25 protein-coding genes are annotated in these 26,196 nt (G+C 54.0%); 16 read left to right on the top strand and 9 right to left on the bottom strand.

Going from position 1 to position 26,196, the window contains the following annotated elements; all coding sequences use genetic code 11:
• Window positions 1–13: 13 nt before the first annotated feature.
• Window positions 14–496 carry a zinc ribbon-containing protein gene (locus tag RT644_RS15055; protein ID WP_313627184.1) on the bottom strand — a complete coding sequence of 161 codons (483 nt, stop codon included), beginning with the start codon at window positions 494–496 and terminating at the stop codon, window positions 14–16.
• A gap of 235 nt (window positions 497–731) precedes the next feature.
• On the opposite strand from RT644_RS15055, the gene leuS reads away from it, so the two are divergent.
• The 4 genes from leuS to nadD are packed head-to-tail and all read left to right on the top strand — an operon-like array spanning window position 732 to window position 5,566.
• Window positions 732–3,314: a leucine--tRNA ligase gene (leuS, locus tag RT644_RS15050; protein ID WP_114413825.1), complete on the top strand. Its 2,583-nt coding sequence runs from the start codon at window positions 732–734 to the stop codon at window positions 3,312–3,314.
• 14 nt (window positions 3,315–3,328) lie between these two features.
• Window positions 3,329–3,892, top strand: a complete 564-nt coding sequence (lptE, locus tag RT644_RS15045) for an LPS assembly lipoprotein LptE (protein ID WP_045508977.1) — start codon at window positions 3,329–3,331, stop codon at window positions 3,890–3,892.
• Window positions 3,892–4,923, top strand: a complete 1,032-nt coding sequence (gene holA / locus RT644_RS15040) for a DNA polymerase III subunit delta (protein ID WP_313627183.1) — start codon at window positions 3,892–3,894, stop codon at window positions 4,921–4,923. The genes lptE and holA overlap by 1 nt, the downstream gene beginning before the upstream one ends.
• A 1-nt stretch (window position 4,924) precedes the next feature.
• Complete coding sequence (nadD, locus tag RT644_RS15035) at window positions 4,925–5,566, top strand: nicotinate-nucleotide adenylyltransferase (protein ID WP_313627195.1); 642 nt, start codon at window positions 4,925–4,927, stop codon at window positions 5,564–5,566.
• Here the strand turns inward: nadD and cobD are convergent.
• Window positions 5,541–6,635 (bottom strand): threonine-phosphate decarboxylase CobD, encoded by a 1,095-nt coding sequence (cobD, locus tag RT644_RS15030; RefSeq protein WP_313627182.1) that lies wholly within the window; start codon window positions 6,633–6,635, stop codon window positions 5,541–5,543. The genes nadD and cobD overlap by 26 nt on opposite strands.
• Window positions 6,636–6,734: 99 nt before the next feature.
• Here cobD and RT644_RS15025 point away from each other — a divergent pair, with 99 nt between their 5' ends.
• From RT644_RS15025 to lipA, 11 genes are all read left to right on the top strand, one after another.
• Window positions 6,735–7,352 carry an adenosylcobalamin/alpha-ribazole phosphatase gene (locus tag RT644_RS15025; protein ID WP_045509062.1) on the top strand — a complete coding sequence of 206 codons (618 nt, stop codon included), beginning with the start codon at window positions 6,735–6,737 and terminating at the stop codon, window positions 7,350–7,352.
• 242 nt (window positions 7,353–7,594) lie between these two features.
• A complete protein-coding gene (gene rsfS / locus RT644_RS15020) occupies window positions 7,595–7,912 on the top strand; it encodes a ribosome silencing factor (RefSeq protein WP_017455887.1) in 318 nt (105 codons plus the stop codon).
• 3 nt (window positions 7,913–7,915) lie between these two features.
• Window positions 7,916–8,383 carry a 23S rRNA (pseudouridine(1915)-N(3))-methyltransferase RlmH gene (gene rlmH, locus RT644_RS15015; RefSeq protein ID WP_017455886.1) on the top strand — a complete coding sequence of 156 codons (468 nt, stop codon included), beginning with the start codon at window positions 7,916–7,918 and terminating at the stop codon, window positions 8,381–8,383.
• Window positions 8,384–8,412: 29 nt separating this feature from the next.
• On the top strand, window positions 8,413–10,314 hold the full coding sequence (gene mrdA, locus RT644_RS15010) for a peptidoglycan DD-transpeptidase MrdA (protein ID WP_020457006.1): 1,902 nt from the start codon (window positions 8,413–8,415) through the stop codon (window positions 10,312–10,314).
• Between the two features lies 1 nt (window position 10,315).
• Complete coding sequence (mrdB, locus tag RT644_RS15005; protein WP_020457005.1) at window positions 10,316–11,428, top strand: peptidoglycan glycosyltransferase MrdB; 1,113 nt, start codon at window positions 10,316–10,318, stop codon at window positions 11,426–11,428.
• A gap of 10 nt (window positions 11,429–11,438) precedes the next feature.
• Window positions 11,439–12,632, top strand: coding sequence for an endolytic peptidoglycan transglycosylase RlpA (gene rlpA, locus RT644_RS15000; protein WP_313627181.1), 1,194 nt, complete (start codon window positions 11,439–11,441; stop codon window positions 12,630–12,632).
• A gap of 139 nt (window positions 12,633–12,771) precedes the next feature.
• Entirely contained in the window at window positions 12,772–13,983 is a 1,212-nt protein-coding gene (gene dacA / locus RT644_RS14995; RefSeq protein ID WP_020457003.1) for a D-alanyl-D-alanine carboxypeptidase DacA, read from the top strand.
• Between the two features lie 104 nt (window positions 13,984–14,087).
• Window positions 14,088–14,351 (top strand): DUF493 family protein YbeD, encoded by a 264-nt coding sequence (gene ybeD / locus RT644_RS14990; RefSeq protein ID WP_017455881.1) that lies wholly within the window; start codon window positions 14,088–14,090, stop codon window positions 14,349–14,351.
• Window positions 14,352–14,439: 88 nt separating this feature from the next.
• On the top strand, window positions 14,440–15,081 hold the full coding sequence (gene lipB, locus RT644_RS14985) for a lipoyl(octanoyl) transferase LipB (protein WP_313627180.1): 642 nt from the start codon (window positions 14,440–14,442) through the stop codon (window positions 15,079–15,081).
• A gap of 304 nt (window positions 15,082–15,385) precedes the next feature.
• Window positions 15,386–16,339: a YbeF family transcriptional regulator gene (locus RT644_RS14980; protein WP_160270948.1), complete on the top strand. Its 954-nt coding sequence runs from the start codon at window positions 15,386–15,388 to the stop codon at window positions 16,337–16,339.
• 210 nt (window positions 16,340–16,549) lie between these two features.
• Window positions 16,550–17,515: a lipoyl synthase gene (lipA, locus tag RT644_RS14975; protein ID WP_020457001.1), complete on the top strand. Its 966-nt coding sequence runs from the start codon at window positions 16,550–16,552 to the stop codon at window positions 17,513–17,515.
• 69 nt (window positions 17,516–17,584) lie between these two features.
• Here the strand turns inward: lipA and tatE are convergent, their stop codons facing one another.
• Together tatE and RT644_RS14965 are read right to left on the bottom strand one after the other, a co-directional pair.
• Window positions 17,585–17,779 carry a twin-arginine translocase subunit TatE gene (tatE, locus tag RT644_RS14970; RefSeq protein ID WP_017455877.1) on the bottom strand — a complete coding sequence of 65 codons (195 nt, stop codon included), beginning with the start codon at window positions 17,777–17,779 and terminating at the stop codon, window positions 17,585–17,587.
• A 127-nt stretch (window positions 17,780–17,906) separates the two neighbouring features.
• On the bottom strand, window positions 17,907–18,695 hold the full coding sequence (locus RT644_RS14965) for a deaminated glutathione amidase (protein ID WP_020457000.1): 789 nt from the start codon (window positions 18,693–18,695) through the stop codon (window positions 17,907–17,909).
• Window positions 18,696–18,784: 89 nt separating this feature from the next.
• Between RT644_RS14965 and crcB the strand changes: the two genes are divergently transcribed.
• Window positions 18,785–19,168, top strand: coding sequence for a fluoride efflux transporter CrcB (crcB, locus tag RT644_RS14960; protein WP_017455875.1), 384 nt, complete (start codon window positions 18,785–18,787; stop codon window positions 19,166–19,168).
• Window positions 19,169–19,230: 62 nt separating this feature from the next.
• Here crcB and cspE read toward each other — a convergent pair whose 3' ends face one another.
• The 5 genes from cspE to RT644_RS14935 all read right to left on the bottom strand — a co-directional run bounded on the left by cspE (window position 19,231) and on the right by RT644_RS14935 (window position 26,190).
• On the bottom strand, window positions 19,231–19,440 hold the full coding sequence (cspE, locus tag RT644_RS14955; RefSeq protein ID WP_007373839.1) for a transcription antiterminator/RNA stability regulator CspE: 210 nt from the start codon (window positions 19,438–19,440) through the stop codon (window positions 19,231–19,233).
• Window positions 19,441–19,632: 192 nt separating this feature from the next.
• A complete protein-coding gene (gene pagP, locus RT644_RS14950; protein WP_409521869.1) occupies window positions 19,633–20,166 on the bottom strand; it encodes a lipid IV(A) palmitoyltransferase PagP in 534 nt (177 codons plus the stop codon).
• 200 nt (window positions 20,167–20,366) lie between these two features.
• Complete coding sequence (locus RT644_RS14945) at window positions 20,367–23,486, bottom strand: efflux RND transporter permease subunit (protein WP_269231450.1); 3,120 nt, start codon at window positions 23,484–23,486, stop codon at window positions 20,367–20,369.
• The gene (locus RT644_RS14940) at window positions 23,483–24,937 is read right to left on the bottom strand and encodes an efflux RND transporter periplasmic adaptor subunit (protein WP_313627178.1); all 1,455 of its coding nucleotides are present in this window, start codon (window positions 24,935–24,937) and stop codon (window positions 23,483–23,485) included. The genes RT644_RS14945 and RT644_RS14940 overlap by 4 nt, the downstream gene beginning before the upstream one ends.
• Window positions 24,937–26,190 carry a TolC family protein gene (locus tag RT644_RS14935; RefSeq protein ID WP_313627177.1) on the bottom strand — a complete coding sequence of 418 codons (1,254 nt, stop codon included), beginning with the start codon at window positions 26,188–26,190 and terminating at the stop codon, window positions 24,937–24,939. Before RT644_RS14935 ends, RT644_RS14940 begins: the two co-directional genes overlap by 1 nt.
• Window positions 26,191–26,196: the final 6 nt, after the last annotated feature.

Genomic DNA, 26,196 nt, shown 5'->3' with positions numbered 1-26,196 from the left:
GGCGCTTTCTGGATTATGGTTCGAACGGGCGGCGCTGGAATTGGTCATGTCCGCATTTCGGGCATAACGGCAACACATCCGGCGTATAGACCGCCAGATGAAAGTGGCACTTCTCGCAGACCAGATTCCCGAGTCCTACCACTTCGCCGCTGTGATACACGCCGTGGTGATTGAGATCCTGGAACACTTCACGCCACTCAAGCTGCGTTTTATCGGTGATATCCGCCAGTTCCTGCCAGATACTCTCTTTAATCACCCGCATAAATACGCTGTCGGTGACTTCTTCCTGGCTTTCGCTGTAACTGAGGGCGAACTCCTCCAGATCGCGGCGAATGGCGCGCATCAGCTCGTCAACCTCGGCGCGCGTTAACTCACCGGTCTTCGCCACGCGCAGGCGCGCTTGTTCAACCAGGGCGTCAATATCACGCTCTCCATTGCGTAGACGCTCAGTCAACGCCGCCACCAGTTCACGGTAAAAATGAGCAACCTTGTTCATCGTTTCGCCTCCCGGTTCAGTAACTCTCTCTAATGGTAGACGTTATTTCTTACTCGCTGTGCCGACTCGCCCGCACTGTCGACAAAAAATTCGCCGCCAACGGCTGCGGCAATTTCATTCCCGCCTCGCGGAAAGGCTGTTTTGAGAGTGGCGTTTGGGCTATGCTATGCCTTTCGAAAAATCACGTAACAACGCTACATTTGTAGCTGTAGCAAAAACAGGACTACTGGCTGCCATGCAAGAGCAATACCGCCCGGAAGAGATAGAATCCAAAGTACAGCGCCACTGGGAAGAGAAGCGCACATTTGAAGTCACTGAAGACGAGAGCAAAGAGAAATACTATTGCTTGTCGATGCTCCCCTATCCTTCTGGCCGACTACACATGGGCCACGTCCGTAACTACACCATCGGCGATGTGATCTCCCGTTATCAGCGCATGCTGGGTAAAAACGTGCTGCAGCCGATTGGCTGGGATGCGTTTGGTCTGCCGGCTGAAGGCGCGGCGGTAAAAAATAACACCGCACCGGCACCATGGACTTACGACAACATCGCGTACATGAAAAACCAGCTCAAAATGCTGGGTTTCGGCTATGACTGGAGCCGCGAGCTGGCGACCTGCACCCCGGAATATTACCGTTGGGAACAGAAGTTCTTCACCGAGCTGTACAAAAAAGGTCTCGTCTATAAGAAAACCTCCGCGGTGAACTGGTGCCCGAACGATCAGACCGTGCTGGCGAACGAACAAGTTATCGACGGCTGCTGCTGGCGCTGCGATACCAAAGTTGAACGCAAAGAGATCCCGCAGTGGTTTATTAAAATCACCGCTTACGCTGACGAGCTGCTGAATGACCTGGATAATCTGGATCATTGGCCGGATACGGTGAAAACCATGCAGCGCAACTGGATTGGCCGTTCTGAAGGCGTGGAGATCACGTTCGACGTGCAGAACAGCGACCAGAAACTGACGGTCTACACCACCCGCCCGGACACATTTATCGGCGCAACCTATCTGGCCGTTGCGGCAGGCCATCCGCTGGCGCAGCAAGCTGCCGCGAGCAAACCGGAGCTGGCGTCCTTTATCGACGAATGCCGTAACACCAAAGTTGCGGAAGCCGATATGGCGACGATGGAGAAAAAAGGCGTTGATACCGGCCTGAAAGCCATTCACCCGCTGACCGGCGAAGCCATCCCGGTATGGGCGGCAAACTTTGTGCTGATGGAGTACGGCACCGGTGCGGTGATGGCCGTTCCGGGTCACGATCAGCGCGACTACGAATTTGCCACGAAATACAATCTGCCGATCAAGGCGGTCATTCTCAACGCTGACGGCAGCGCGCCGGATCTGAGCGAACAAGCGATGACCGAAAAAGGCGTGCTGTTTAACTCTGGCGAATTCGACGGTCTCGACTTTAACGCTGCTTTTAACGCCATTGCCGACAAACTGGCGGCCAAAGGCGTGGGCGAGCGCAAAGTGAATTTCCGTCTGCGCGACTGGGGCGTTTCCCGTCAGCGTTACTGGGGCGCGCCCATCCCGATGGTGACGCTGGAAGATGGCACCGTTATTCCAACGCCGGAAGATCAACTGCCGGTTATCCTGCCGGAAGATGTTGTCATGGACGGTATCACCAGCCCGATTAAAGCCGATCCTGAGTGGGCGAAAACCACCGTCAACGGCCAGCCGGCGCTGCGCGAAACCGATACCTTCGACACCTTTATGGAGTCTTCCTGGTACTATGCGCGCTATACATGCCCGCAGCACAACGAAGGTATGCTGGACCCGAAAGCGGCAAATTACTGGCTGCCGGTAGATATTTATATTGGCGGTATCGAACACGCCATCATGCACCTGCTCTACTTCCGCTTCTTCCACAAACTGATGCGCGACGCGGGCATGGTGAACTCCGATGAGCCTGCGAAACAGCTGCTGTGCCAGGGCATGGTACTGGCCGATGCGTTCTATTACGTGGGTGAAAACGGCGAGCGTAACTGGGTTTCGCCGAAAGATGCCATTGTTGAACGTGACGAAAAAGGTCGCATTGTCAAAGCGACCGATCCGGCGGGCCACGAGCTGGTTTATACCGGCATGAGCAAAATGTCCAAGTCGAAAAACAACGGTATCGACCCGCAGGAAATGGTTGAGCGTTACGGCGCGGACACCGTGCGTCTGTTCATGATGTTTGCATCGCCAGCCGATATGACACTGGAGTGGCAGGAATCCGGCGTAGAAGGCGCGAACCGCTTCCTGAAACGCGTCTGGAAACTGGTTTATGAACACACCGCTCGGGGTGCTGTTGCCGCACTGGATCTGGCTGCGCTGAGTGAAGATCAGCAAGCCCTGCGCCGCGACGTGCATAAAACTATCGCTAAAGTTTCCGATGATATTGGTCGTCGTCAGACTTTCAACACCGCTATCGCGGCGATTATGGAGCTGATGAACAAGCTGGCGAAAGCGCCGCAGGAGAGCGAGCAGGATCGCGCCTTAATGCAGGAAGCCCTGCTGGCGGTAGTACGTATGCTTAACCCGTTCACCCCACACGCCAGCTTCACGCTGTGGCAGGAACTGGGCGGCGAAGGCGACATCGACAACGCACCGTGGCCCGTAGCTGATGAGAAAGCGATGGTTGAAAACACCACGCTGGTCGTCGTCCAGGTCAATGGTAAAGTGCGTGGTAAAATTACTGTTGCCGTTGACGCGACGGAAGAACAGGTGCGTGAACGCGCAGGCCAGGAACATCTGGTAGCAAAATATCTTGATGGCGTGACCGTGCGTAAAGTGATTTACGTACCGGGTAAACTGCTTAATCTGGTCGTTGGCTAAGCGCGGGAGGAAGCGTGCGATATCTGGCTACATTGTTCGTATCACTGGCGGTGCTTATCACCGCCGGATGTGGCTGGCATCTGCGTAATACCACGCAGGTGCCGAGCGAAATGAAAACGATGTTCTTTGATTCCGGGGATCCGAATGGCCCACTGAGCCGCGCGATCCGCAGCCAGTTGCGCCTGAATGGCGTCGAACTGTTGGAGAAAACGTCCACACGTCAGGATGTGCCTTCTTTGCGTCTTGGTGCCGTAACGTTCTCCCGTGACACGGCTTCTGTTTTCCAGGATGGCCGAACTGCGGAATATCAAATGGTGCTCACCGTAAACGCCAGCGTACTGATCCCGGGTCATGATATTTACCCGATCAATACCAAAGTTTATCGTTCCTTCTTTGATAACCCGCAAACGGCACTGGCGAAAGCTGCAGAGCAGGAGATGATCGTTCAGGAGATGTACGACAAAGCAGCCGAACAACTGATTCGTAAACTGCCTAGCGTACATACGGCAGATGCGAAAAGCACGCAGGACGCAGCCACCTCGACGACTGGCTCCTCTTCCACGCAACCGGGTAGCTAATGCTCAGGTTGTATCCGGAACAACTCCGCGCGCAGCTTAATGAAGGGCTGCGCGCGGCGTATTTACTCCTCGGTAATGATCCGCTGCTGTTGCAAGAGAGCCAGGACGCCGTGCGTCAGGTTGCCGCTGAACAGGGCTTCATCGAACACCATACCTTTACACTGGATGCCAGCACGGATTGGGATGCGATTTTCTCCATCTGCCAGGCATTGAGTCTGTTCGCCAGCCGCCAGACGTTACTGTTACAGCTACCCGAAAATGGCCCAAACGCGGCTATCAATGAACAGCTGGCAAAGCTGGTTAGCCTGCTGCATGACGACCTCATTTTGACAGTGCGCGGGAACAAGCTGACCAAAGCGCAGGAAAACGCGGCATGGATAACGCAGTTAAATAATCGTGCCGTGCAGGTAAGCTGCCAGACGCCGGAGCAGGCGAATCTGCCGCGCTGGGTTGCCGCCAGAGCAAAGCAAAACAAACTGGAACTGGACGACGCCGCCAATCAGTTACTTTGTTATTGCTACGAAGGAAACTTACTGGCACTGGCACAAGCGCTGGAACGCCTGGCGCTGCTATGGCCGGATGGCAAACTCACCCTGCCCCGCGTGGAACATGCGGTAAACGACGCGGCGCACTTCACACCCTTCCACTGGGTTGATGCGCTACTTGCCGGGAAAAGCAAACGCGCGTTGCACATCCTCACCCAGTTGCGACTGGAAGCGTGTGAGCCGGTGATCCTGCTGCGTACCGTGCAACGGGAATTGCTGTTGCTGGTGACATTGAAACGCCAGTCAGCAAACACGCCATTGCGTGCGCTGTTTGACAAGCATCGGGTGTGGCAAAACCGCCGGGGTGTCACGGGCGATGCGCTTAATCGCCTGAGCCTCGTTCAGTTACGCCAGGCAGTCCATTTGCTGAGTCGCATTGAGCTGATTGTGAAGCAGGATTTTGGGCAGTCGGTCTGGCCCGAGCTTGAAGGGCTTTCTCTGCTACTCTGTCATAAGGCACTGGCAGACGTTTTTATTGATGGTTGATATGAATCAGTTGCAGGCACTGTTTGGCGGTACATTCGATCCGGTCCATTATGGACACCTGAAACCTGTGGAAGCGCTGGCGAACCAGATTGGCCTTTCCAGGGTGATCATCATGCCCAATAACGTGCCGCCACACCGCGCACAACCGGAGGCCAGCAGCCAGCAACGCAAAAAAATGGTCGAGCTGGCCATTGCCGACAAGCCCTTATTCACCCTTGATGAACGCGAACTTCGCCGCGACACCCCATCATACACGGCGCAAACCTTACAGGAGTGGCGGGAAGAGCAAGGTACGCAACACCCACTGGCGTTTATCATTGGCCAGGATTCACTGCTCACCTTCCCCACCTGGCATCACTACGAGACCATTCTGGATAACTGCCATCTGATTGTCTGCCGCCGCCCGGGTTACCCGCTGACGATGGGGCAGGACGCGCACCAGCAGTGGCTGGAAGCCCATCTCACCACCAATCCTGAAGAGCTGCATGTTTTACCAGCCGGACGGATTTACCTTGCCGAAACGCCGTGGTTCAACATTTCGGCAACGCTTATCCGTGAACGGCTGGAGCACGGTGAAAAGTGTGATGATCTGCTCCCTGAGTCCGTCCTGGCATATATCAACGAGCAGGGTTTGTACCGCTGATCACCGCCGTCATGGCAGCGATGAGCCGATCATTCTCCCTTTCGCTTCGCACCGCCACACGATAATAGCGCGCATCGAGCCCTGGATAATTGGCGCAGCTACGAATCAAAATATGGCGGGAAAGCAAGGCCTGTTGTAACTCCAGACCCGGCACGTCACAGCGCAAAAAAAGATAGTTTGCACAGCCAGGCCAGACCGTTAACCCCGGCAGCACACTAAGCGCGGCGAACAGACGCGGACGTTCATTATTGAGCCAGTTCCAGCTTGCCTGCTGATAGTCACTGTCCTGCAAAATTACCTCACCGGCGAGCGCGGCAAAGGCATTGATGGACCATGGCATCTGCGCATCGCGCATAGACCGGACTTGCTGTTCGTTGCTGCCCAGCACATACCCCAGTCGCAGGCCAGGAATGGCGTAAAACTTGGTGAGTGAACGCAGCACCCAAACGTGCGGATTGTTTGCCAGATAAGGAATAAAACCTTCGCGTTCGGCAATAAAATCCATGAAGGCTTCGTCGAGGACAAGCGTAATTCCCAGCGATTTACAACGGGCGGCAATCGCGTGCAGCAGAACCTCGTCCGGCAACAAACCGGTGGGGTTATTGGGTGTACAGAGAAATAAACAGTCGAGATCGGCGGTCAGTGCGCCCAGCAACGCATCCGTAAGCTGCCAGCCATCACTCTCACGTAATTGATAGTCGCGAATCCCGCACGCCACCAACGCCAGCGCCCGGCGATACTCGGCAAATCCAGGCGTTATCAGCATCGCTTGACGTGGCTTAAGCATGTTGACCAGCGCAAAGATCGCTTCCGTTTCACCATTTCCGGCAAGTATCCATGAAGCAGGCACCTGGTGATGAGCCGCCAGTACCTGATGCAGACGCTGATACTCAACATCCGGGTAGCGCTCGGCGAGCGACAGATTATTTTGCAACGCATGTTTAAGCGATGCCGGCATACCAGCCGGATTAATGTTGGCACTGAAATCAAGCAACTGCTCCGCTGATATCCCCAACAGTTCTGCCGCCTCACGCGTGTTGCCACCGTGCGCACTGTGAAACAAAGCCATCTTCCGCTCCGGTTAAAAGCCGTTATCTTAAACGAAAAAGAGGCCGTGATTGAGGGCGCGATGGTAAACTTTGCGCACTAATCCAGACGGGAGACCATCATGCGACTCTGGCTGATACGCCATGGAGAAACCGAAGCGAATGTCGCCGGGCTTTATAGCGGCCATTCACCGACGCCGCTGACGCCCAAGGGGCTGGCGCAGGCGAAAACTCTGCGCGATCTACTCGCTCATGTACCCTTCGATTATGTGCTGTGTAGCGAACTGGAGCGCGCGCAGCAGACGGCCGCGCGCGTGCTGGAATCGCGCACGCTGACCGTTCATACCACACCATTACTTAATGAGATGTTTTTTGGCGACTGGGAAATGCGCCATCATCGCGATTTAACGCGAGAAGATCCGCAAAGCTATGCCGCCTGGTGTACTGACTGGCAGCACGCCGTTCCAACCAATGGTGAAGGATTTCAGGCATTTTCTGCACGAATTGAGCAAGTTATTGCGCTCGTTGCCGATATAAAAAGTCAGCACAAGAATGTGTTGATCGCCAGCCATCAGGGAGTGTTGAGTTTGTTGATCGCCCGTTTGCTTAACATGCCTGCTGCATCACTGTGGCATTTTCGTGTTGATCAAGGGTGCTGGAGCGCTATTGATATCCATGATGATTTCGCCACGCTGCGGGTATTAAATAGCCGGGCAGCATGGCACGCGGACGATGCATAGCCTGTTTTTCATGCATCCTATTCACACCGCTGATTCGGTCATTGACACGCCCTCACAGGCTGTTATCCTCCGCGCGCAGAAATTGTTTTACAAAAATGGCAATGCAATCACGCGCCCGTGATGGGATGATAGCCAACTTTTAAACTTGCCGGGTCTCTCATACCCCGACAATCGATGCAGTTCAGGTATAATGTCAGGCCGTTCATTAACAGTACATTTTTTACTCACCCCAGGGGGAACACTTGCAGGGTAAAGCACTCCAGGATTTTGTTATCGACAAAATTGATGACCTGAAAGGTCAGGATATCGTCGCCATTGACGTTCAGGGTAAATCCAGTATCACCGACTGCATGATTATCTGCACCGGTACATCTACGCGTCACGTTATCTCTATTGCGGATCATGTGGTGCAGGAATCGCGCGCCGCCGGCATGATGCCGTTGGGTGTCGAAGGTGAAAGCGCCGCGGACTGGGTCGTTGTCGATTTAGGCGATGTGATTGTCCACGTCATGCAGGAAGAGAGCCGTCGCCTGTATGAACTGGAAAAACTCTGGGGTTAATGCGTGAAACTGCAACTAGTCGCCGTCGGCACGAAAATGCCGGACTGGGTACAGACAGGTTTTAGTGAATACCTGCGCCGCTTTCCAAAAGATATGCCGTTCGAGTTAATCGAGATTCCGGCGGGAAAGCGCGGCAAGAACGCAGATATCAAACGCATTCTCGATAAAGAGGGTGAACTGATGCTGGCCGCGGCTGGCAAAAATCGTATCGTTACCCTTGATATTCCGGGCAAACCCTGGGATACGCCGCAGCTGGCAAACGAACTGGAACGCTGGAAGCAAGACGGACGCGATGTCAGCTTGCTTATTGGCGGGCCGGAAGGGTTATCCCCGGCCTGCAAAGCGGCGGCAGAACAAAGTTGGTCACTCTCTGCGCTAACGTTACCTCACCCGCTGGTGCGCGTGCTGGTTGCCGAAAGCCTGTATCGCGCATGGAGTATTACCACCAACCATCCTTATCACCGTGAGTAACGACGAGTCTTGGGTAGATTAAGCAGCGGATGAAATTACAGAATTCTTTTCGCGACTATACGGCTGAGTCCGCGCTGTTTGTGCGCCGGGCGCTGGTCGCTTTTACGGGGATTTTGCTGCTTACCGGCGTGCTGGTAGCCAACCTTTATAACCTGCAAATCGTCCGTTTTGCGGACTACCAGACCCGCTCCAACGAAAACCGCATCAAGCTGGTGCCTATCGCGCCAAGCCGCGGCATTATCTACGATCGCAACGGTACGCCGCTGGCGCTGAACCGCACCATCTATCAGGTCGAGATGATGCCGGAGAAAGTTGATGATGTGCAGCAAACGCTGGATGCTCTGCGCGATGTGGTGGATCTGAATGACGACGATATTGCCAACTTCAAAAAAGAGCGCTCACGCTCGCACCGCTTCACCTCAATCCCGGTAAAAACTAACCTGACGGAAGTTCAGGTGGCGCGCTTTGCGGTGAACCAGTACCGTTTTCCCGGCGTTGAGGTCAAGGGCTATAAGCGCCGCTTTTATCCGTATGGTTCTGCGCTGACGCATGTTATTGGCTACGTGTCGAAAATTAACGATAAAGATGTCGAACGGCTGGATAAAGAGGGCAAGCTGGCAAACTACGCCGCCACCCACGATATCGGTAAACTGGGTATCGAGCGCTATTACGAAGATGTGCTGCATGGTCAGACCGGTTATGAAGAGGTGGAAGTCAACAACCGCGGCCGCGTGATCCGTCAGCTCAAAGAGGTGCCGCCGCAGGCAGGTCACGATATCTACCTGACGCTGGATTTAAAACTTCAGCAATATATTGAAACGCTGCTCGCCGGCAGCCGTGCCGCTGTGGTCGTGACCGATCCACGTAATGGCAGCATTCTCGCGCTGGTGTCGATGCCAAGCTACGACCCGAACCTGTTTGTCGATGGCATTTCCAGCAAAGATTACTCTTCACTGTTAAACGACCCAAATACGCCGCTGATCAACCGCGCCACACAAGGGGTTTACCCGCCTGCGTCGACGGTGAAACCGTATGTGGCCGTTTCCGCACTCAGCGCCGGGGTGATCACGCGCAATACCAGCTTGTTCGATCCCGGCTGGTGGCAATTACCCGGCTCGGAAAAACGTTACCGCGACTGGAAAAAATGGGGTCACGGCCACCTGAATGTTACCAAGTCGCTGGAAGAGTCCGCCGATACCTTCTTCTATCAGGTCGCCTATGATATGGGCATTGACCGCCTGGCAGAATGGATGGGCAAATTTGGCTACGGTCACTATACCGGCGTTGACCTCTCGGAAGAGCGCGCCGGGAACATGCCAACCCGCGAATGGAAACTGAAGCGCTTTAAAAAGCCGTGGTATCAGGGCGATACCATTCCAGTAGGGATCGGCCAGGGTTACTGGACAGCAACGCCATTGCAGATGAACAAAGCGATGATGACGCTGATCAATGATGGCGTTGTTAAAGTGCCGCACCTGCTGATGAGCACGGTAGAAGATGGCAAACAAGTGCCGTGGCAACAGCCGGCACAGCCGCCGGTGGGTGATATTCACTCTGGCTACTGGGAGATTGCCAAAGACGGGATGTATGGAGTAGCCAACCGTCCGAACGGTACGGGTCATAAGTATTTCGCCAACGCACCGTACAAAGTCGCGGCGAAATCCGGTACCGCCCAGGTCTTTGGCTTGAAAGCCAACGAAACCTATAACGCCCACCGTATTGCCGAACGTCTGCGCGACCATAAACTGATGACGGCATTCGCCCCTTACGACAACCCGCAGGTCGCCGTCGCTGTCATTCTGGAAAACGGTGGCGCTGGTCCGGCGGTGGGTACGATCATGCGCCAGATCCTCGATCACATTATGCTTGGCGATAACAACACCGAGCTGCCAACGGAAAACCCGTCCACGGCAGCAGTGGAGGACCAATAACATGACGGATAATCCGAACAAGAAATCGTTCTGGGATAAAATCCACATCGATCCGGTGCTGCTGCTGATTATCCTTGCGCTGCTGTTTTACAGCGCGATCGTTATCTGGAGCGCCAGCGGCCAGGATATCGGTATGACCGAGCGCAAAATCGGCCAAATCGCCATGGGGCTGATTATCATGGTTATCCTGGCGCAGGTGCCGCCACGCGTCTATGAAGGTTGGGCGCCCTATCTCTACATTTTCTGCGTCGTGTTGCTTGTCGCGGTGGACGCTTTCGGCGCTATCTCAAAAGGCGCGCAGCGCTGGCTCGATTTGGGCGTGGTGCGTTTCCAGCCTTCGGAAATAGCCAAAATAGCCGTACCGTTGATGGTGGCGCGCTTTATTAACCGCGATGTCTGCCCGCCTTCGCTGAAAAATACCGCAATCGCGCTGGCGCTGATTTTCGTACCGACGCTGCTGGTGGCGGCGCAACCGGATTTGGGAACCTCGATCCTCGTGGTGCTCTCCGGGCTGTTTGTGCTGTTTCTTTCCGGGTTAAGCTGGCGGTTGATTGGCATTGCCGCAGTGCTGGTAGCGGCATTTATCCCGGTGTTGTGGTTCTTCCTGATGCATGATTATCAGCGCCAGCGCGTGATGATGCTGCTCGATCCGGAAACCGATCCGCTCGGCGCGGGCTATCATATTATTCAGTCAAAAATCGCCATCGGCTCCGGCGGTCTGAGCGGTAAAGGCTGGCTGCATGGAACCCAGTCGCAACTGGAGTTTCTGCCCGAACGCCATACCGACTTTATCTTTGCCGTGCTGGCAGAAGAGCTGGGCCTCATCGGTATCCTGATTTTGCTGGCGCTATATGTATTGCTAATTATGCGTGGGCTGTGGATTGCCGCCCGGGCGCAAACCACATTCGGACGCGTTATGGCCGGTGGTTTAATGTTGATTTTGTTCGTTTATGTGTTCGTAAATATTGGTATGGTGAGTGGTATCCTGCCAGTGGTGGGCGTTCCGCTGCCACTGATCAGTTACGGGGGTTCTGCCCTGATCGTACTCATGGCCGGGTTTGGTATCGTTATGTCGATCCATACCCACAGGAAAATGTTGTCAAAGAGCGTATAAGAGGTGGGCAATGCGTAAGCAATGGCTTGGGATCTGCATAGCAGCAGGATTACTGGCGGCATGTTCGAACGATGATGGTCAGCAGCAGACGACCGTAGCGCCGCAACCTGCGGTGTGTAACGGCCCTGTCGTTGAAATTAGCGGTGCGGAGCCTCATTACGAAGCGCCTGTCGCCACGGCGAATCAGGATTATGAACGCGACGGTAAGCGCTACAAAATCGTGCAGAATCCGGCGAACTTTAGCCAGGCGGGTTTTGCGGCGATTTACGATGCCGAACCCGGCAGTAATTTGACCGCCTCCGGCGAAGCGTTCGATCCGATGCAGCTTACCGCAGCGCATCCGACGCTGCCCATTCCGAGCTATGCGCGTATCACTAACCTGGCGAATGGTCGCATGATCGTGGTGCGTATTAACGATCGCGGGCCCTACGGTAACGATCGCGTAATTTCCCTGTCGCGCGCGGCAGCGGATCGACTGAATACCTCCAATAACACCAAAGTGCGTATTGATCCGATTATCGTTGCGCAGGATGGTTCCCTTTCCGGCCCGGGTATGGCATGTACGAAAGTTGCACAGCAAACCTACGCCTTGCCAGCGCGTCCCGATCTTGGCGACGGTCTTGGCAGTGTCTCTTCGGCTCCGCAGCCTGAAGAACCGCAGGGCAACGTACACGCGATCAGCAATGATACGCTGAAAAGCGACGACACCACTGCTGCGCCGGTACGTAGCGGTGGCTTCCTGGGCGCGCCGACCCCACTCGCCGCTGGCGTACTGGAAGGAAGCGCTAATACTTCCACCGCGACAGTAGCGCAACCTGCAACAACATCTGTGACACCAACGGCTACGCCGGCCGCGCAGACTGCTCCGTCTGTACAAACTTACACACCGACGCGCACTTCACCCGTTACAGCACCGGGTTCGGTACAGGGCAACGTACATACGGCCGCGCCTGCCAGCAGCGCTGCGGCGGCAAGCAGTGGCGGTTATATGGTGCAGGTGGGAGCCGTCAGCGATCAGACCCGTGCTCAGCAATATCAGCAGCGCCTGGCGCAGCAGTTTGCGGTTCCTGGCCGCGTCACGCAAAACGGTGCTGTCTGGCGCGTACAGTTAGGGCCGTTCAGCAACAAAGCGGACGCCAGCGCATTGCAGCAACGTCTGCAAAACGAGGCGCAATTGCAGTCATTTGTCACGAATGCCCAGTAAACATGCGAAGGTGTCTGACTTTGTCAACTTATGTCAGCAACATTAACAAAGTCATGCTGAAAGTCAGATGCCTGCATGTATAGCTTTTGCTATAGTAAGGCACTTTTTTTAACTCCATCACGGATGTCGTTGTTCGACCATGAAGACCACTTTTTCCGTTCGTTTTATGCAGCGCCTGGCGCTCACCACGGCGCTGACTGCAGCCTCTCTTTCCGCTGCGCATGCCGATGACCTGAATATTAAGACCATGATCCCGGGCGTTCCGCAGATTGACGCGGAATCCTATATCCTGATCGACTATAACTCCGGCAAAGTGCTGGCTGAGCAAAACGCCGATGCGCGCCGCGATCCGGCAAGTCTGACCAAAATGATGACCAGCTATGTCATTGGCCAGGCCATGAAAGCGGGCAAATTTAAAGACAGCGATCTGGTCACGATTGGTAACGACGCCTGGGCGACCGGCAACCCGGTGTTCCGTGGCTCTTCCCTGATGTTCCTGAAACCTGGTATGCAAGTGCCGGTTTCACAGTTGATCCGTGGTATCAACCTGCAATCCGGTAACGATGCCTGCGTGGCGATGGCCGATTATGTGGCGGGCAGCCAGGACGCGTTTGTCGGCCTGATGAATAACTATGTGAAAGCACTGGGCCTGCAAAACAGTCACTTCCAGACCGTACATGGCCTGGATGCTGATGGTCAGTACAGCTCCGCGCGTGACATGGCGCTGATTGGTCAGGCGCTGATCCGCGATGTGCCGAACGAATACTCCATTTATAAAGAGAAAGAGTTCACCTTTAACGGCATTCGTCAGACCAACCGTAATGGCCTGCTGTGGGATAACAGCCTGAATGTTGACGGGATTAAAACCGGTCACACCGATAAAGCGGGTTATAACCTGGTGGCGTCAGCGACCGAAGGCCAGATGCGCCTGATATCTGCTGTAATGGGTGGTCGCACGTTTAAAGGCCGTGAAACCGAAAGCAAGAAACTGCTGACCTGGGGCTTCCGTTTCTTTGAAACCGTAAGCCCAATTAAAGCCGGTAAAGAGTTTGCTTCAGAGCCAGCATGGTTTGGCGACAGCGATCGCGCTTCGCTGGGTGTTGATAAAGACGTGTACCTGACCATTCCGCGCGGCCGTATGAAAGATCTGAAAGCCAGCTATGTGCTGAACACCAGCGAGCTGCACGCACCGCTGCAGAAAAATCAGGTGGTTGGCTCTATTAACTTCCAGCTGGATGGCAAAACCATCGAACAGCGCCCGCTGGTGGTGCTGCAGGAGATCCCGGAAGGTAATTTCTTCGGCAAAATCATTGATTACATTAAATTGATGTTCCATCACTGGTTTGGCTAAAAATTGAACACTTGAAAGTGTGATTTCCGTCCCCATATACTTAGCATCTCAGAAAAACTCCTGCCCTTGCGGCAGGAGTTCTTATTTTTTACGCCGGAGCTGACATGAAAACCAATCTTAAAGAACTGCTTGAATTCCCGACTCCTTTTACTTACAAAGTGATGGGTCTGGCGAAACCAGAGCTGGTTGATCTGGTGGTTGAAGTGGTACAGCGCCATGCGCCAGGTGATTACTCTCCGCAGGTAAAACCGAGCAGCAAAGGCAATTACCACTCGGTATCCATCACCATTAACGCCACGCATATTGAGCAAGTTGAGACGCTGTACGAAGAACTCGGCAATATCGAAATTGTTCGTATGGTGCTGTAATTGTTCATCACGTTACCCGGAGCCATTCGGGTAACGTTTTCGCTGTGATATACTTCCCCCACTCTTTTTCTCCCCCGGGGATGCCGTTTTGTCTCAGGACACCATTCTTATCCGCAATCTTGGTTTGCAGCCTTATGATCCGATTTCTCTGGCAATGCATGAATTCACTGATGCTCGCGACGAGACGACGCCGGATGAAATCTGGCTGGTAGAACACCATCCCGTCTTTACTCAAGGCCAGGCCGGCAAAGCCGAACATGTGCTCGCCCCGGGGGATATTCCTGTGATCCAGAGCGATCGCGGCGGCCAGGTAACCTACCATGGACCAGGCCAGCAGGTAATGTATGTATTAATTAATCTGAAGCGGCGCAAAGTAGGCGTGCGCGAACTTGTCACATTGCTGGAAAATACGGTTATCAATACGCTGGCCACACTCGGGATTAACGCACAGGCACGCGCTGACGCACCGGGTGTATATGTGCAAGGCAAGAAAATCTGTTCCCTGGGTCTGCGGATCCGTAAAGGGTGCTCATTCCATGGCCTGGCGCTGAATATCGATATGGATTTGGCGCCGTTTATGCGCATCAATCCTTGCGGTTACGCCGGTATGGAAATGACCCAGGTCAGCCAACTGGTGGAAAATAGCGATATGGATAAATTAAGGACGATTCTTATCCAGCAATTTTTAGCGCTACTAAACAATCCACCGCATCAATATATGAGCGCTTAATATATCATGTATAGAAGCCCGCATTTTGTGCGGGTAGTTATTTATTTGGCCTGTTAGCGCTTTACAATAGAAGCCATATTCTCTATTTTCAACCTGCCTGCTTTGTCGGGAAAATTAGCATTAAAGCACGTTGCCAGGCTTTGTATACACGCTCCAGTCCAATCTTTTTTTAGTGTATTGTCTGGCCTCGCGATGAAAAACTACGTCATGATGACGAGAGACAGGATGTTTACTCAAGTTAATAATCAACAAAAAAAATAAATTCAACTATCATTCAGATTTTGAATGAATACGGAGCACAAGCGTGGATAATAATAACCTGCAGGAAAAGCGAATAACCGTGCGCCCCGACGATGATAAGCCGCAAGTCTTCAGAACGCTGCGCAATATTGATCTCAATTTACTGACTATTTTTGAGGCAGTATATGTGCACAAAGGGATAGTCAACGCGGCGAAAGTGCTCAATTTAACGCCTTCCGCAATTAGCCAGTCCATTCAAAAATTACGCGCAATATTTCCCGATCCGCTTTTCATTCGTAAAGGTCAGGGCGTGACGCCTACGGCTTATGCTTCCCATCTGCACGAATATATCAGCCAGGGACTGGAGTCTATTCTTGGCGCATTAGATCTGACCGGCAGCTATGACAAACAACGTACGATTACCATCGGCACGCCACCATCGATTGGTGCATTAGTTATACCTGTTATCTTCCAGGCAATAAAAGAGAGTTCGCCGCATCTGATGATGCGTAATATTCCTGTTAATGATGCGGAAAGCCAGCTCAGCCAGTTTCAAACCGATTTAATTATTGATACGCATATTGCAGGCTCTCGTACCATTAATCATCACGTCCTCTATAGCGACCGTGTCATGCTGGTTTGCCGCAAAGGGCACCCTTGTTTAAATGGGCCGATTAATGAAGCGGTTTTACAGCAGTACGAACACACGCTGCTCATGCTGGAAGGGCAAAATCTTAGCGGGCTGCGCCAGCGTGTACAGGATCTTTTCCCTGAGCGTCAGGTAAGCTTCAGTAGTTACAATATGTTTACGATTGCGGCACTGATCGGCAACAGCGATATGCTGGGATTAATGCCAGCGCGGCTGTTTAAATTATTTAGTGGCTGTTGGCCGCTGGTTGAAATTGATTACCCGCCAATCAGTAACGAGCACCTTGAAATCTCGCTTTTTTACAATAAGTTGAGCCTGCGTGACCCGGTGCTGGAAAGCGTTATTAACGTTATACGACGGGCTTTTTAACGCCCGTCCGTGCCAGGCGAAAGCGCTACCCCTTATTGGGCATTTGGCACAAAACAACAACTATTTTACAAATTGCCCCGTTGTCAGGCTGCTTTCTATCCCCCATCAATGGTATACTGCACGCAAGTTAATTCAAAAATAGTTGATAAATACAACATTCATTTGAATTGAAATGCTTACTTCGTTATCCGCAACTGGAACACGCACGCTATGAGTAAACCCATTGTGATGGAACGCGGTGTTAAGTACCGCGATGCCGATAAGATGGCGCTTATCCCGGTTAAAAATGTGGCGACAGAGCGCGAAGCCCTGTTAAGAAAACCGGAATGGATGAAAATCAAACTCCCGGCCGACTCCTCCCGTATCCAGGGTATTAAAGCAGCCATGCGCAAAAACGGGCTGCACTCTGTGTGCGAAGAGGCTTCCTGCCCGAACCTTGCTGAGTGTTTCAACCACGGTACGGCAACCTTTATGATCCTTGGTGCTATCTGCACGCGCCGTTGCCCATTCTGCGATGTGGCACACGGACGTCCTGTGGCGCCGGATGCCAACGAACCGCAAAAACTGGCGCAGACCATTGCTGATATGGCGCTGCGTTATGTGGTTATCACCTCTGTAGACCGTGACGATTTGCGTGATGGCGGTGCTCAGCATTTTGCTGATTGCATTACCGCCATCCGCGAAAAAAGCCCATCGATCAAAATCGAAACGCTGGTGCCGGATTTCCGTGGCCGCATGGATCGTGCGCTGGATATCCTCACCGCCACGCCGCCGGATGTCTTTAACCACAATCTGGAGAACGTGCCGCGTATTTACCGCCAGGTTCGCCCGGGCGCGGATTATAACTGGTCGCTGAAACTTCTGGAGCGTTTTAAAGAAGCGCATCCGGAAATCCCAACAAAATCCGGTCTGATGGTTGGCTTAGGTGAAACCAACGCAGAGATCATTGAGGTTATGCGCGATCTGCGCCGTCACGGCGTGACGATGCTGACGCTGGGCCAATATTTACAGCCAAGCCGCCATCACCTGCCGGTACAGCGCTATGTCAGCCCGGATGAGTTTGACGAAATGAAAGAGGAAGCACTGGCGATGGGCTTTACCCATGCGGCGTGTGGCCCGTTCGTTCGTTCCTCTTACCATGCCGATCTGCAGGCAAAAGGCGTGGAAGTAAAGTAATACTTGCTTACACTGCAGACAAAAAAACCGGCTTCTGCGCCGGTTTTTTTTCGCCTGTCAAAGCCGCTGTTACTCTTTGTGAGAGAGTTTTTCTGCTGTGACTTCGTCAGCTTTTTTCGCTGCATCATCATCATTCATAGCTTTTTTAAAGCCTTTGATGGCTGCGCCCAGGTCACCGCCGAGCGTACGCAATTTTTTGGTTCCAAACAGCAGAACAACCAGTGCGGCCACAACCAGCAGTTTGGTAATACTAATCTCACCCATAGATACCTTCTTTCGTAAAACAGGCTGCATAAAACGCCATTATAACCGGACTTCATTAACGGTCATTCGACGCGCGCACACAATAGCAATGTGTAACGAGATGAATCAAGTGTTGTTTAAAAAAACATCACACTAAATGTGGTGCAGCGAAACGGCGATTACGTAACACCGGCAGTGCCTCGCGGGTCTGCACCACACGTTCAGGCGAGACCTCGGCGAAAATAAGCTGTGGCACTTGCGCCGCCGCCGCAACCGTCACGCCCTGCGGATCAACGACCCGGCTCTGCCCGATATTTTTATTGCCGCATTCGCCTGCTGCGACAATATAACATGTTGTGTCCAGCGCCCTTGCCGAGAGCAGCGTCGCCCAGTGCTGCTCCTTGAGGGGACCGCGTACCCAGGCGGCAGGCAACACCAGCAGTTCTGCCCCCTGCAACGCCAGCGACAACGCCAGTTCCGGGAAACGCAGATCGTAGCACGTCATCAACCCGACCTTCATGCCCTCCACCTCAATCAACGGCGGAATATCGCGCCCGGCGTCCACCCGCGCAGATTCCTGCATGTTGAACGCGTCATACAAATGCAGCTTGGCATACTGCGCGATCACCTCTCCACCGCGCAATACCACCAGCGTATTAACTGCCCTGCCCTCGGTTGACGGAACATGCACCGTCAACACCGTCGTCAACGCATTACGCTGGCTCTCCGTACGCAACAGGCTCAGAAAGCCGCCATCAAGCGTCTGCGCCGATTTGACCGAAAGGTGTGGGTCTGCATCATCTCTTGCCAGTAATGCCTCTGGCAGCACCAGCAGCGACGCCTGACGCGCTGCCGCCTGTGCCATCAACGCAACACACGTCTGCGCATTGGTCCGCCAGTCTGGCGTGACCGCAAATTGCCCGGCTGCAACAATCATCTTTAGTCCTCTCGCTTCGTCGTGATAGCCAGAAAATAGCCGCGACGCTAAACTCAACACTCTAACAAATCAAATAGCAGGATCTCACGGTGTTACAACTTCTTTTAGCGGTATTTATTGGCGGTGGAACCGGCAGCGTTGCGCGCTGGATGTTAAGCATGAAACTGAATCCGGCGCATCAGGCGATCCCTGTTGGGACGCTCACCGCCAACCTGCTTGGCGCGTTTATTATCGGTATGGGGTTAGCGTGGTTCAATCGGATGACGCACATCGATCCCGTCTGGAAAGTGCTGTTAACAACCGGTTTTTGTGGCGGTCTGACTACCTTTTCTACCTTTTCCGCGGAAGTGGTGTTCTTGTTACAGGAGGGGCGAATTAACTGGGCGCTGCTGAACGTGGCGGTAAACCTGCTGGGCTCGTTTGCTATGACGGCACTGGCGTTTTGGCTATTTTCCTCAGTTAACGCAAACTGAAAGGATAAAAAAACCCGCCTTGCGGCGGGTTTTGGAATTCTTACTGTACGTACGTAGCTGAATTAAACAGGCATTACGTTCGCAGCAGATGGGCCTTTGGCACCGTTAGTGATTTCAAACTCAACGCGCTGACCTTCAGCCAGGGTTTTGAAACCATTGCTCTGGATTGCAGAGAAGTGTACGAACACGTCTTTGCTGCCATCTTCCGGAGTAATGAAACCGAATCCTTTGGATTCATTAAACCACTTAACGTTACCTTTAATCTTAGACATCAAAATTACCTTTACATGAAAAATCGACACAAATGCTGTGTCGGGTATCAGTACAACAATTGTGACGACTTTTGTCCAGTCGTTATTCGTGAAAAAGTGATAAATGTCGCTAACTTTTTTGCAAAAGTGAGTTTATTCCGCGTTTTAGGCGATGATTAAAATTTGTACATCGCCTTAACACCGCATTTGCAGCTAAAACTGAAAGCGCATCCAGGCAAAGTAAACGTTCCCGTTGTTATAGGTGCCCGGAATGTAGGTCATCTGGAAGGTCGCCGGGCCATAACCGATAGATGCCAGTGGCAACAGCACCGGAACGGGAATGTACTTCCAGTTATCACGCGCGGTAAACCCGGCCGTATAACCCAATCCCAGACGGAAGTTATCATCTGCCAGCGGACGCCATGTTTTCTCCCATCCGTAGCCGCCAATAGGCTCCCATTTGTTAAATGAATCTTTAAATGCCATCAGATAGAGGCCGTGCCAGTTCCCTTTTTCGTCCCAGCGTGACTGACCAAAACCCGCGCCCCATGGACGTTCGTTATAGCGGTCCGTTTTCTCCTTGTCATAGGCGAAACGCGCATGCCAGGTGATAGCAGGAACATAGAGATCAAAATGCTCTGGCTGCTGCCAGGTTTGCTTCACATTGTCAGTAAAACTCGAGAACCAGGAATTCTCTGCAGCAAGCGCTGTGGTAACCACCGAAAACTGGCAAAATAAAGACAAAATAATAGCTAAAAACTTCTTATTTACAGACACCGTATTTATTCCATGTTATGCAACAACGTATATTCTTGGGCATGTTATCTGAATGGTTCCTTAACAAGATCGGATTAATTCTGAAAAAACCTACGGAATAATCGCAGTATTACGTCACTAAACACAGAATATCGTTCAATGCGCCCCATCACAGGGGCGCAAAAAAGCGACTAACGTTTGCGATGCAGTAAGAAATAAACTGCCGGGATAACCAACATCGACAGCAAAGGTGCCGTTATCATGCCGCCAATCATCGGCGCAGCGATACGGCTCATCACCTCCGAACCGCTGCCACCGCCCCACATAATGGGAAGCAGTCCCGCCATTATCGTCGCAACCGTCATTACCTTTGGCCGCACGCGGAGTACCGCACCTTCATGGATTGCCTGTAGCAGTACCTTATTTCCCCCCTCCGGTTCACGTGTGCGATATTTCTTAAGCGCGTGATTAAGATAGAGCACCATAATAACGCCGAACTCTGCCGCCACGCCGGCCAGAGCAATAAAACCGACCGCCCCCGCAACGGATAAATTATATCCCAGCAGCCACAATAACCAGACACCGCCAATCAACGAGAATGGTAATGTCCCCATTATTAACAGGGCATCAGATATACGCTTAAAGGTAATAAATAGCAGGACGAAGATAATCATTAGCGTTACCGGCAAAACGATTTTCAATTTTGCCGTGGCGCGTTCCAGATATTCAAACTGTCCGGACCACGAGAGCGTAACCCCCTGCGGCAGTTTCACCTGCTGTGCTACACGCTGCTGCATCTCGTCCACTGCCGATTTCAAATCGCGACCGCGCAGGTCAACGTAGATCCAGTTTGAGAGGCGCGCGTTCTCGCTTTTCAGCATGGGCGGCCCCTCTTTCACCACGATATCCGCCAGTTCACCTAACGCGATCTGGCTGCCATTTTCGGTGATCACCGGCAATTTACGCAAATCATCGACGTTATCCCGTATTTCTCGCGGGTAACGTACATTGACAGGATACCGCTCCCGCCCCTGCAGCACTTCGCCAATATTTTCCCCACCAACCAGCGTAGAGACCAGCGATTGCAACTCTTTTACCGACACACCATAACGCGCAGCCTGCTGCCGGTTAATGTTGATATCGACGTAGCGCCCCCCCGCCAGACGCTCGGCCAGTGCCGATGTTACGCCTGGCACTGTTTTCACCACCTGCTCGATTTGCTGCGCCACACGTTCAATATCAGCAATATTATTGCCGTTCACCTTAATCCCCACCGGGCTTTTAATCCCGGTTGCCAGCATATCCAGGCGGTTACGGATAGGCGGCACCCAGACATTGGCAATGCCCGGCACCCTGACGGTTTTATCCAGTTCTTCCACCAGTTTTTCCGGCGTCATACCTGGCCGCCACTGGTCGCGCGGTTTAAAGCGAATAGTGGTTTCCAGCATGGTTAATGGCGCAGGATCGGTCGCGCTCTCTGCTCGACCTGCTTTACCAAACACGCTCGCCACTTCCGGCACGCTTTTAATCAGCCGGTCAGTCTGCTGCAATAAACGCCCGGCTTCCCGCGCAGAGATCCCCGGTAACGTCGACGGCATATACAGTAAATCGCCTTCGTTGAGCGGCGGCATAAACTCACTGCCCAGCCGACTCAACGGCCATAACGTTGCCAGCAACAGCAACAACGCCACCGCCAGTGTCGCTTTCGGCCACGCCAGCACTTTATCCAGCAGTGGCTCATACAGGCGAATCAGGAAACGGTTAATGGGGTTGGCTTTCTCATCAGGGATCTTGCCGCGAATAAACAAGCCCATCAGCACCGGAACCAGCGTGATACCAAGCCCGGCCGCTACAGCCATCGCCCAGCTCTTGGTGAATGCCAGCGGCGAGAACATACGCCCTTCCTGCGCTTCGAGTGAAAACACAGGAATAAACGACAAGGTAATGATCAACAGGCTGCAAAATAACGCCGGCCCCACTTCGACTGCCGCCTGTTCTGAAAAATGCCAGTAATCCGCTCCGGTCGGCTGTCGATCAGGGTTATCGTGCCGCCACTGCTCCATCACCTTGTGCATATTCTCAATCATCACAATGGCCGCATCCACCATCGCACCGATAGCAATCGCAATCCCGCCCAGCGACATGATATTGGCGTTGATGCCCTGGTAATGCATGACGATAAACGCGCCGAGGATCCCCAGCGGCAGTGACACAATTGCCACTAATGCCGAACGGAAATGGAACAGGAACAGCGTGCAAACCAGCGCAACAACGATAAATTCCTCAATCAATTTATGCGTCAGCGTTTCAACCGCGCTCTCAATCAGCGTCGAGCGATCATAAACCGGTACGATCGCCACGCCGTCGGGCAGCGTTTTTTGCACCTCGCTGAGTTTCGCTTTCACCGCATGAATGGTATCGAGCGCGTTTTTGCCATAACGCATAACGATAATGCCGCCCGCGACTTCACCTTCGCCATTATATTCCGCCACGCCGCGGCGTAGCTCAGGCCCCAGGCGCACCGTCGCTACATCTGAAAGCATCACCGGTACACCATCCCGGCTGGCGATCACTATCTGTCGAAAATCTGCCAGTTGCCGCAGGTAACCGGTGGTGCGCACCATAAATTCGGCTTCGCCCATCTCCAGCAGCGCACCGCCACTCTCCTGGTTCGCCGCCTGCACAGCGCTGACGATCTGTTCATGGGTAATATTCAGCGCCCGCATTTTCGCGGGATCCGGCACAACCTGATATTGCCGAACCATACCGCCAACACTTGCCACTTCCGCAACGTTCGGCACGGTTTTAAGTTCAAATTTCAGCGTCCAGTCCTGCAACGCGCGCAAATCCGCCAGATTATGTTTACCGCTGCGATCCACCAGCGCGTACTCATAAATCCAGCCCACACCGGTCGCATCCGGCCCTAACCCAACGTTCACGCCCGCAGGCAATGAAGACTGGATTTGGCTTAAGTTCTCCAGCACACGAGAACGCGCCCAGTAGAGATCGGTATCATCATCAAACAGCACATAGACATAGGCATCGCCAAACATCGAATAGCCGCGCACCGTTTTCGCCCCCGGCACGGAAAGCATGGCGGTAGTCAACGGATAAGTCACTTGATCTTCAATAAGTTGCGGCGCTTTACCCGGATAGCTGGCACGAATAATCACCTGTACATCGGAGAGATCCGGCAGAGCATCCAGCGGCGCGCGCTGGATTGACCAAATCCCCCAGCCGGTGAGCACCAGCGCGGCCAGCAGGATTAACAAGCGGTTACGCAGCGAGGCGCGAATCACGGCAGCAATCATTTCATCGTCTCCTGCGTGGGCATCAGATGAGTAATGACAGCACCCTGCTCGTCATCGAGCGTAAAGCTGAACATCACCTTATCGCCCACTTTGATGGCGGGTTCAGGCTGTTTAAGAACGAAGTCCATCGTCATCGCTCCCCAGTTCAGCGCCGGAATCGGCTGGTGCGACAGCGTGATGCTACCAGCATCAATTGCTTTCACCACACCGGTTGCGTCGTAGGTTTGCACTTTCTTCGCGGGAGTTTGCGGCGCCTGTTGGTGCGGCAGTGCGCTACGCAAGCTCGCTTCTGAGTCAATCAGGAACTGGCCAGAGGTCACGACCTTATCGCCCTCCTGTAATCCGGACAGCACTTCGGTCCAGCCCTCTGCCTTACGCCCGGTGGTGACGTTAACGGCCTGGAAATGCCCGTCACCCGTCGCCAGTAACACGCGGCTTGCCGCACCGGTTTCAATCAGTGCCTCTTCCGGAATAGCCAGTACCGCAGGCTGTTGCGCCGATGCAGGCTGCGTTACGGTCAGGAACATGCCGGGTTTAAGTTTTTGCTGTGGGTTATCCAGCACGATACGCGCTTTCAGCGTCCGGGTGGTGGTTTCAAGCTGCGGCAACAACTCACTGACGCGGCCGTGAAACTGCTCACCCGGCCAACTACCCGATGTGGCAATAATTTCGCTACCCGCAGTAAGCGCCTGCGCCTGGCTTTGCGGGTAATCGACCACCAGCCAGACAGGATCAAGGTTCGCCAGCTCAAAGAGAACTTGCGTAGCGGCAACTTGCGCGCCTTCACGGGAATCAAGTTTCACCACATAGCCATCGCGATCGGCGCGCAGCGTGAGCCGGGTTTGCGGTTTCCCGCTACGCTCAACCGCGCGAATAATGGCATCCGGCATAAACTGCAACGCCAGCCGCTCACGGGCGGCGCGTGTCAGTTCGCCATCGCCCAACTGGCGCACCGCCAGATACTCCTGCTGCGCCGTTGTCCATTGCGGGATCCACAGTTGCGCCAGCGCTTCGCCTTTCTTCACCCACTGTTGCGGCGCGCGAACAAACAGTTTTTCCACCACGCCCGCCGCCGGAGACGGCACGCTCTGAATGCTGCGCTCATCGGTGGTTACCGTGGCAAAGGCGGAAAACGCGTCAGCAAGCGCGCGTTTTTCCACCTTCGCCGTCGTCATCCCCAGGTTTTGCTGCTGCTGCGCACTGACGCTGACGCCACCGCTGGCAGGTGTTTCATCGGCATAACGCGGCACCAGCGGCATATCCATAAACGGGGATTTACCCGGCTTGTCAAAACGCTGATCCGGCACCATCGGATCGTACCAGTAGAGCACTTTTCGTTGTGTTGTTTGCTCGCCTGAAGCCGCAGGCGCACTATGCTGGCGACCGGCGAAATACCCTACGCCCGCCGCCAGGCAAGCCGTAATCACGACGGCTAAAATCGTTTTTTTCATTACCTTAACTCCTGCGGGATCAGCCAACGGATTGCGGCCCATTTCTGCGCCATCTCTTTTTCGGCCTGGTTCGCGGCCAGTTCGCTATCGAGCACATTACGCCGGGCCTCCAGTAACCCGGAGAGATCCGATTGCCCCGAACGGTATTGCGCCGCCAGTAACGTGGCCCGCTGACGAACCAGCGGCAGCACCTCGTCACGCTGGCGCATCCACAGCGTTTGAGCGGCGTTATATTCGGCAATGAGCGAATGCAGCTGTGCGGCGTGATCGCGCTCAGCCAGCGCCAACTGGTCGTTAGCCTGCATAGTGCGGGAAACATCAGCGGCGTGATCTTTATCCTGACGGTGCGACTGGAACAGCGGCAAATCGACGGTAAACATCACCCCGGCCATATCTTCATACCCTTCGGCGCGGCGTCCGTACCACACTTCCACCTCGACATCCGGAATGGCGGCAATGGCGGATTCGGCGGAACGGGCTTTCGCGCTGTTAGCCATACTGGCCGCAGCGATAATGTCCGGATGCTGCGCAATGCCCTGCTCCAGCGTTTTTTCATCCGCGGGCAGACGTTGATACCGTGGAAGCTCGCCGGAAACGGCACTCACATCCTCGCCAGTCAACTGCGCCAGGCGAGTTTGCGCCAGTTGCACATCGCGTTCGGCGAGCGTGAGCTTGTCGCGCATTGCACTCAGGCCCACCCGGAAAGCCAGCACGCTATCTGGTGCAGCATTGCCAGCTCCCACGCTGGCGCGCTGCGCGCCCTGCTGGCGTTCGGTTTCTGCCAGCAGTTTGCGCGCGGTCTGCAACGCCTGTAGTGAAAGCGCTAAGTCGAGCCACGCCTGGGCGGTGTCGCGCTGTAAATTGGCGCGTACGACGGCAGATTTGGCGCTAACACTTTGCGCTTCGGCTAACAACGTATCGGCTTTACGATCGCGTTTTTCGGCGCTGACATACTGCTGCATGATCCCGATCCGCTGCATCGTCATCCCTTCGCGGGTTAAACGGCGATCGTTGTTGCCCTGTACCGGGACGTTTTCAATACCGAATTTCAGCTTCGGGTCGGGTAACTGGCGGGCAGAATCTGCCATCGCATCCAGCGCCTGCGCTTCGTTGCGATTAGCGGAAAGTTCTGCGGAATAACGCTCAGCGGCGGCAAGGGTTTGCGTCAGCGTCAGTGACTCCGCCTGCGCGGCGGAGCACATCAGTCCAAGCAACACCCCGCCGAGCCGCAGGCTCAGCGAGTAACGTTTCATTGTTGC

This window comes from Kosakonia sp., assembly GCF_032104925.1.
Taxonomy (GTDB): Bacteria; Pseudomonadota; Gammaproteobacteria; order Enterobacterales; family Enterobacteriaceae; genus Kosakonia.
The sequence above is the reverse complement of the archived record's forward strand: the minus strand, read 5'-3'. Positions and strand labels throughout refer to the sequence as shown.

What these genes read in the sequence shown, in the direction of transcription:
- RT644_RS15055 (WP_313627184.1), bottom strand. Translation starts at nt 496, where the DNA reads ATGAACAAGGTTGCTCATTTTTACCGTGAACTGGTGGCGGCGTTGACT.
- leuS (WP_114413825.1), top strand. Translation starts at nt 732, where the DNA reads ATGCAAGAGCAATACCGCCCGGAAGAGATAGAATCCAAAGTACAGCGC.
- holA (WP_313627183.1), top strand. Translation starts at nt 3,892, where the DNA reads ATGCTCAGGTTGTATCCGGAACAACTCCGCGCGCAGCTTAATGAAGGG.
- nadD (WP_313627195.1), top strand. Translation starts at nt 4,925, where the DNA reads ATGAATCAGTTGCAGGCACTGTTTGGCGGTACATTCGATCCGGTCCAT.
- cobD (WP_313627182.1), bottom strand. Translation starts at nt 6,635, where the DNA reads ATGGCTTTGTTTCACAGTGCGCACGGTGGCAACACGCGTGAGGCGGCA.
- RT644_RS15025 (WP_045509062.1), top strand. Translation starts at nt 6,735, where the DNA reads ATGCGACTCTGGCTGATACGCCATGGAGAAACCGAAGCGAATGTCGCC.
- mrdA (WP_020457006.1), top strand. Translation starts at nt 8,413, where the DNA reads ATGAAATTACAGAATTCTTTTCGCGACTATACGGCTGAGTCCGCGCTG.
- mrdB (WP_020457005.1), top strand. Translation starts at nt 10,316, where the DNA reads ATGACGGATAATCCGAACAAGAAATCGTTCTGGGATAAAATCCACATC.
- rlpA (WP_313627181.1), top strand. Translation starts at nt 11,439, where the DNA reads ATGCGTAAGCAATGGCTTGGGATCTGCATAGCAGCAGGATTACTGGCG.
- dacA (WP_020457003.1), top strand. Translation starts at nt 12,772, where the DNA reads ATGAAGACCACTTTTTCCGTTCGTTTTATGCAGCGCCTGGCGCTCACC.
- ybeD (WP_017455881.1), top strand. Translation starts at nt 14,088, where the DNA reads ATGAAAACCAATCTTAAAGAACTGCTTGAATTCCCGACTCCTTTTACT.
- lipA (WP_020457001.1), top strand. Translation starts at nt 16,550, where the DNA reads ATGAGTAAACCCATTGTGATGGAACGCGGTGTTAAGTACCGCGATGCC.
- tatE (WP_017455877.1), bottom strand. Translation starts at nt 17,779, where the DNA reads ATGGGTGAGATTAGTATTACCAAACTGCTGGTTGTGGCCGCACTGGTT.
- RT644_RS14965 (WP_020457000.1), bottom strand. Translation starts at nt 18,695, where the DNA reads ATGATTGTTGCAGCCGGGCAATTTGCGGTCACGCCAGACTGGCGGACC.
- cspE (WP_007373839.1), bottom strand. Translation starts at nt 19,440, where the DNA reads ATGTCTAAGATTAAAGGTAACGTTAAGTGGTTTAATGAATCCAAAGGA.
- RT644_RS14945 (WP_269231450.1), bottom strand. Translation starts at nt 23,486, where the DNA reads ATGATTGCTGCCGTGATTCGCGCCTCGCTGCGTAACCGCTTGTTAATC.
- RT644_RS14940 (WP_313627178.1), bottom strand. Translation starts at nt 24,937, where the DNA reads ATGAAAAAAACGATTTTAGCCGTCGTGATTACGGCTTGCCTGGCGGCG.
- RT644_RS14935 (WP_313627177.1), bottom strand. Translation starts at nt 26,190, where the DNA reads ATGAAACGTTACTCGCTGAGCCTGCGGCTCGGCGGGGTGTTGCTTGGA.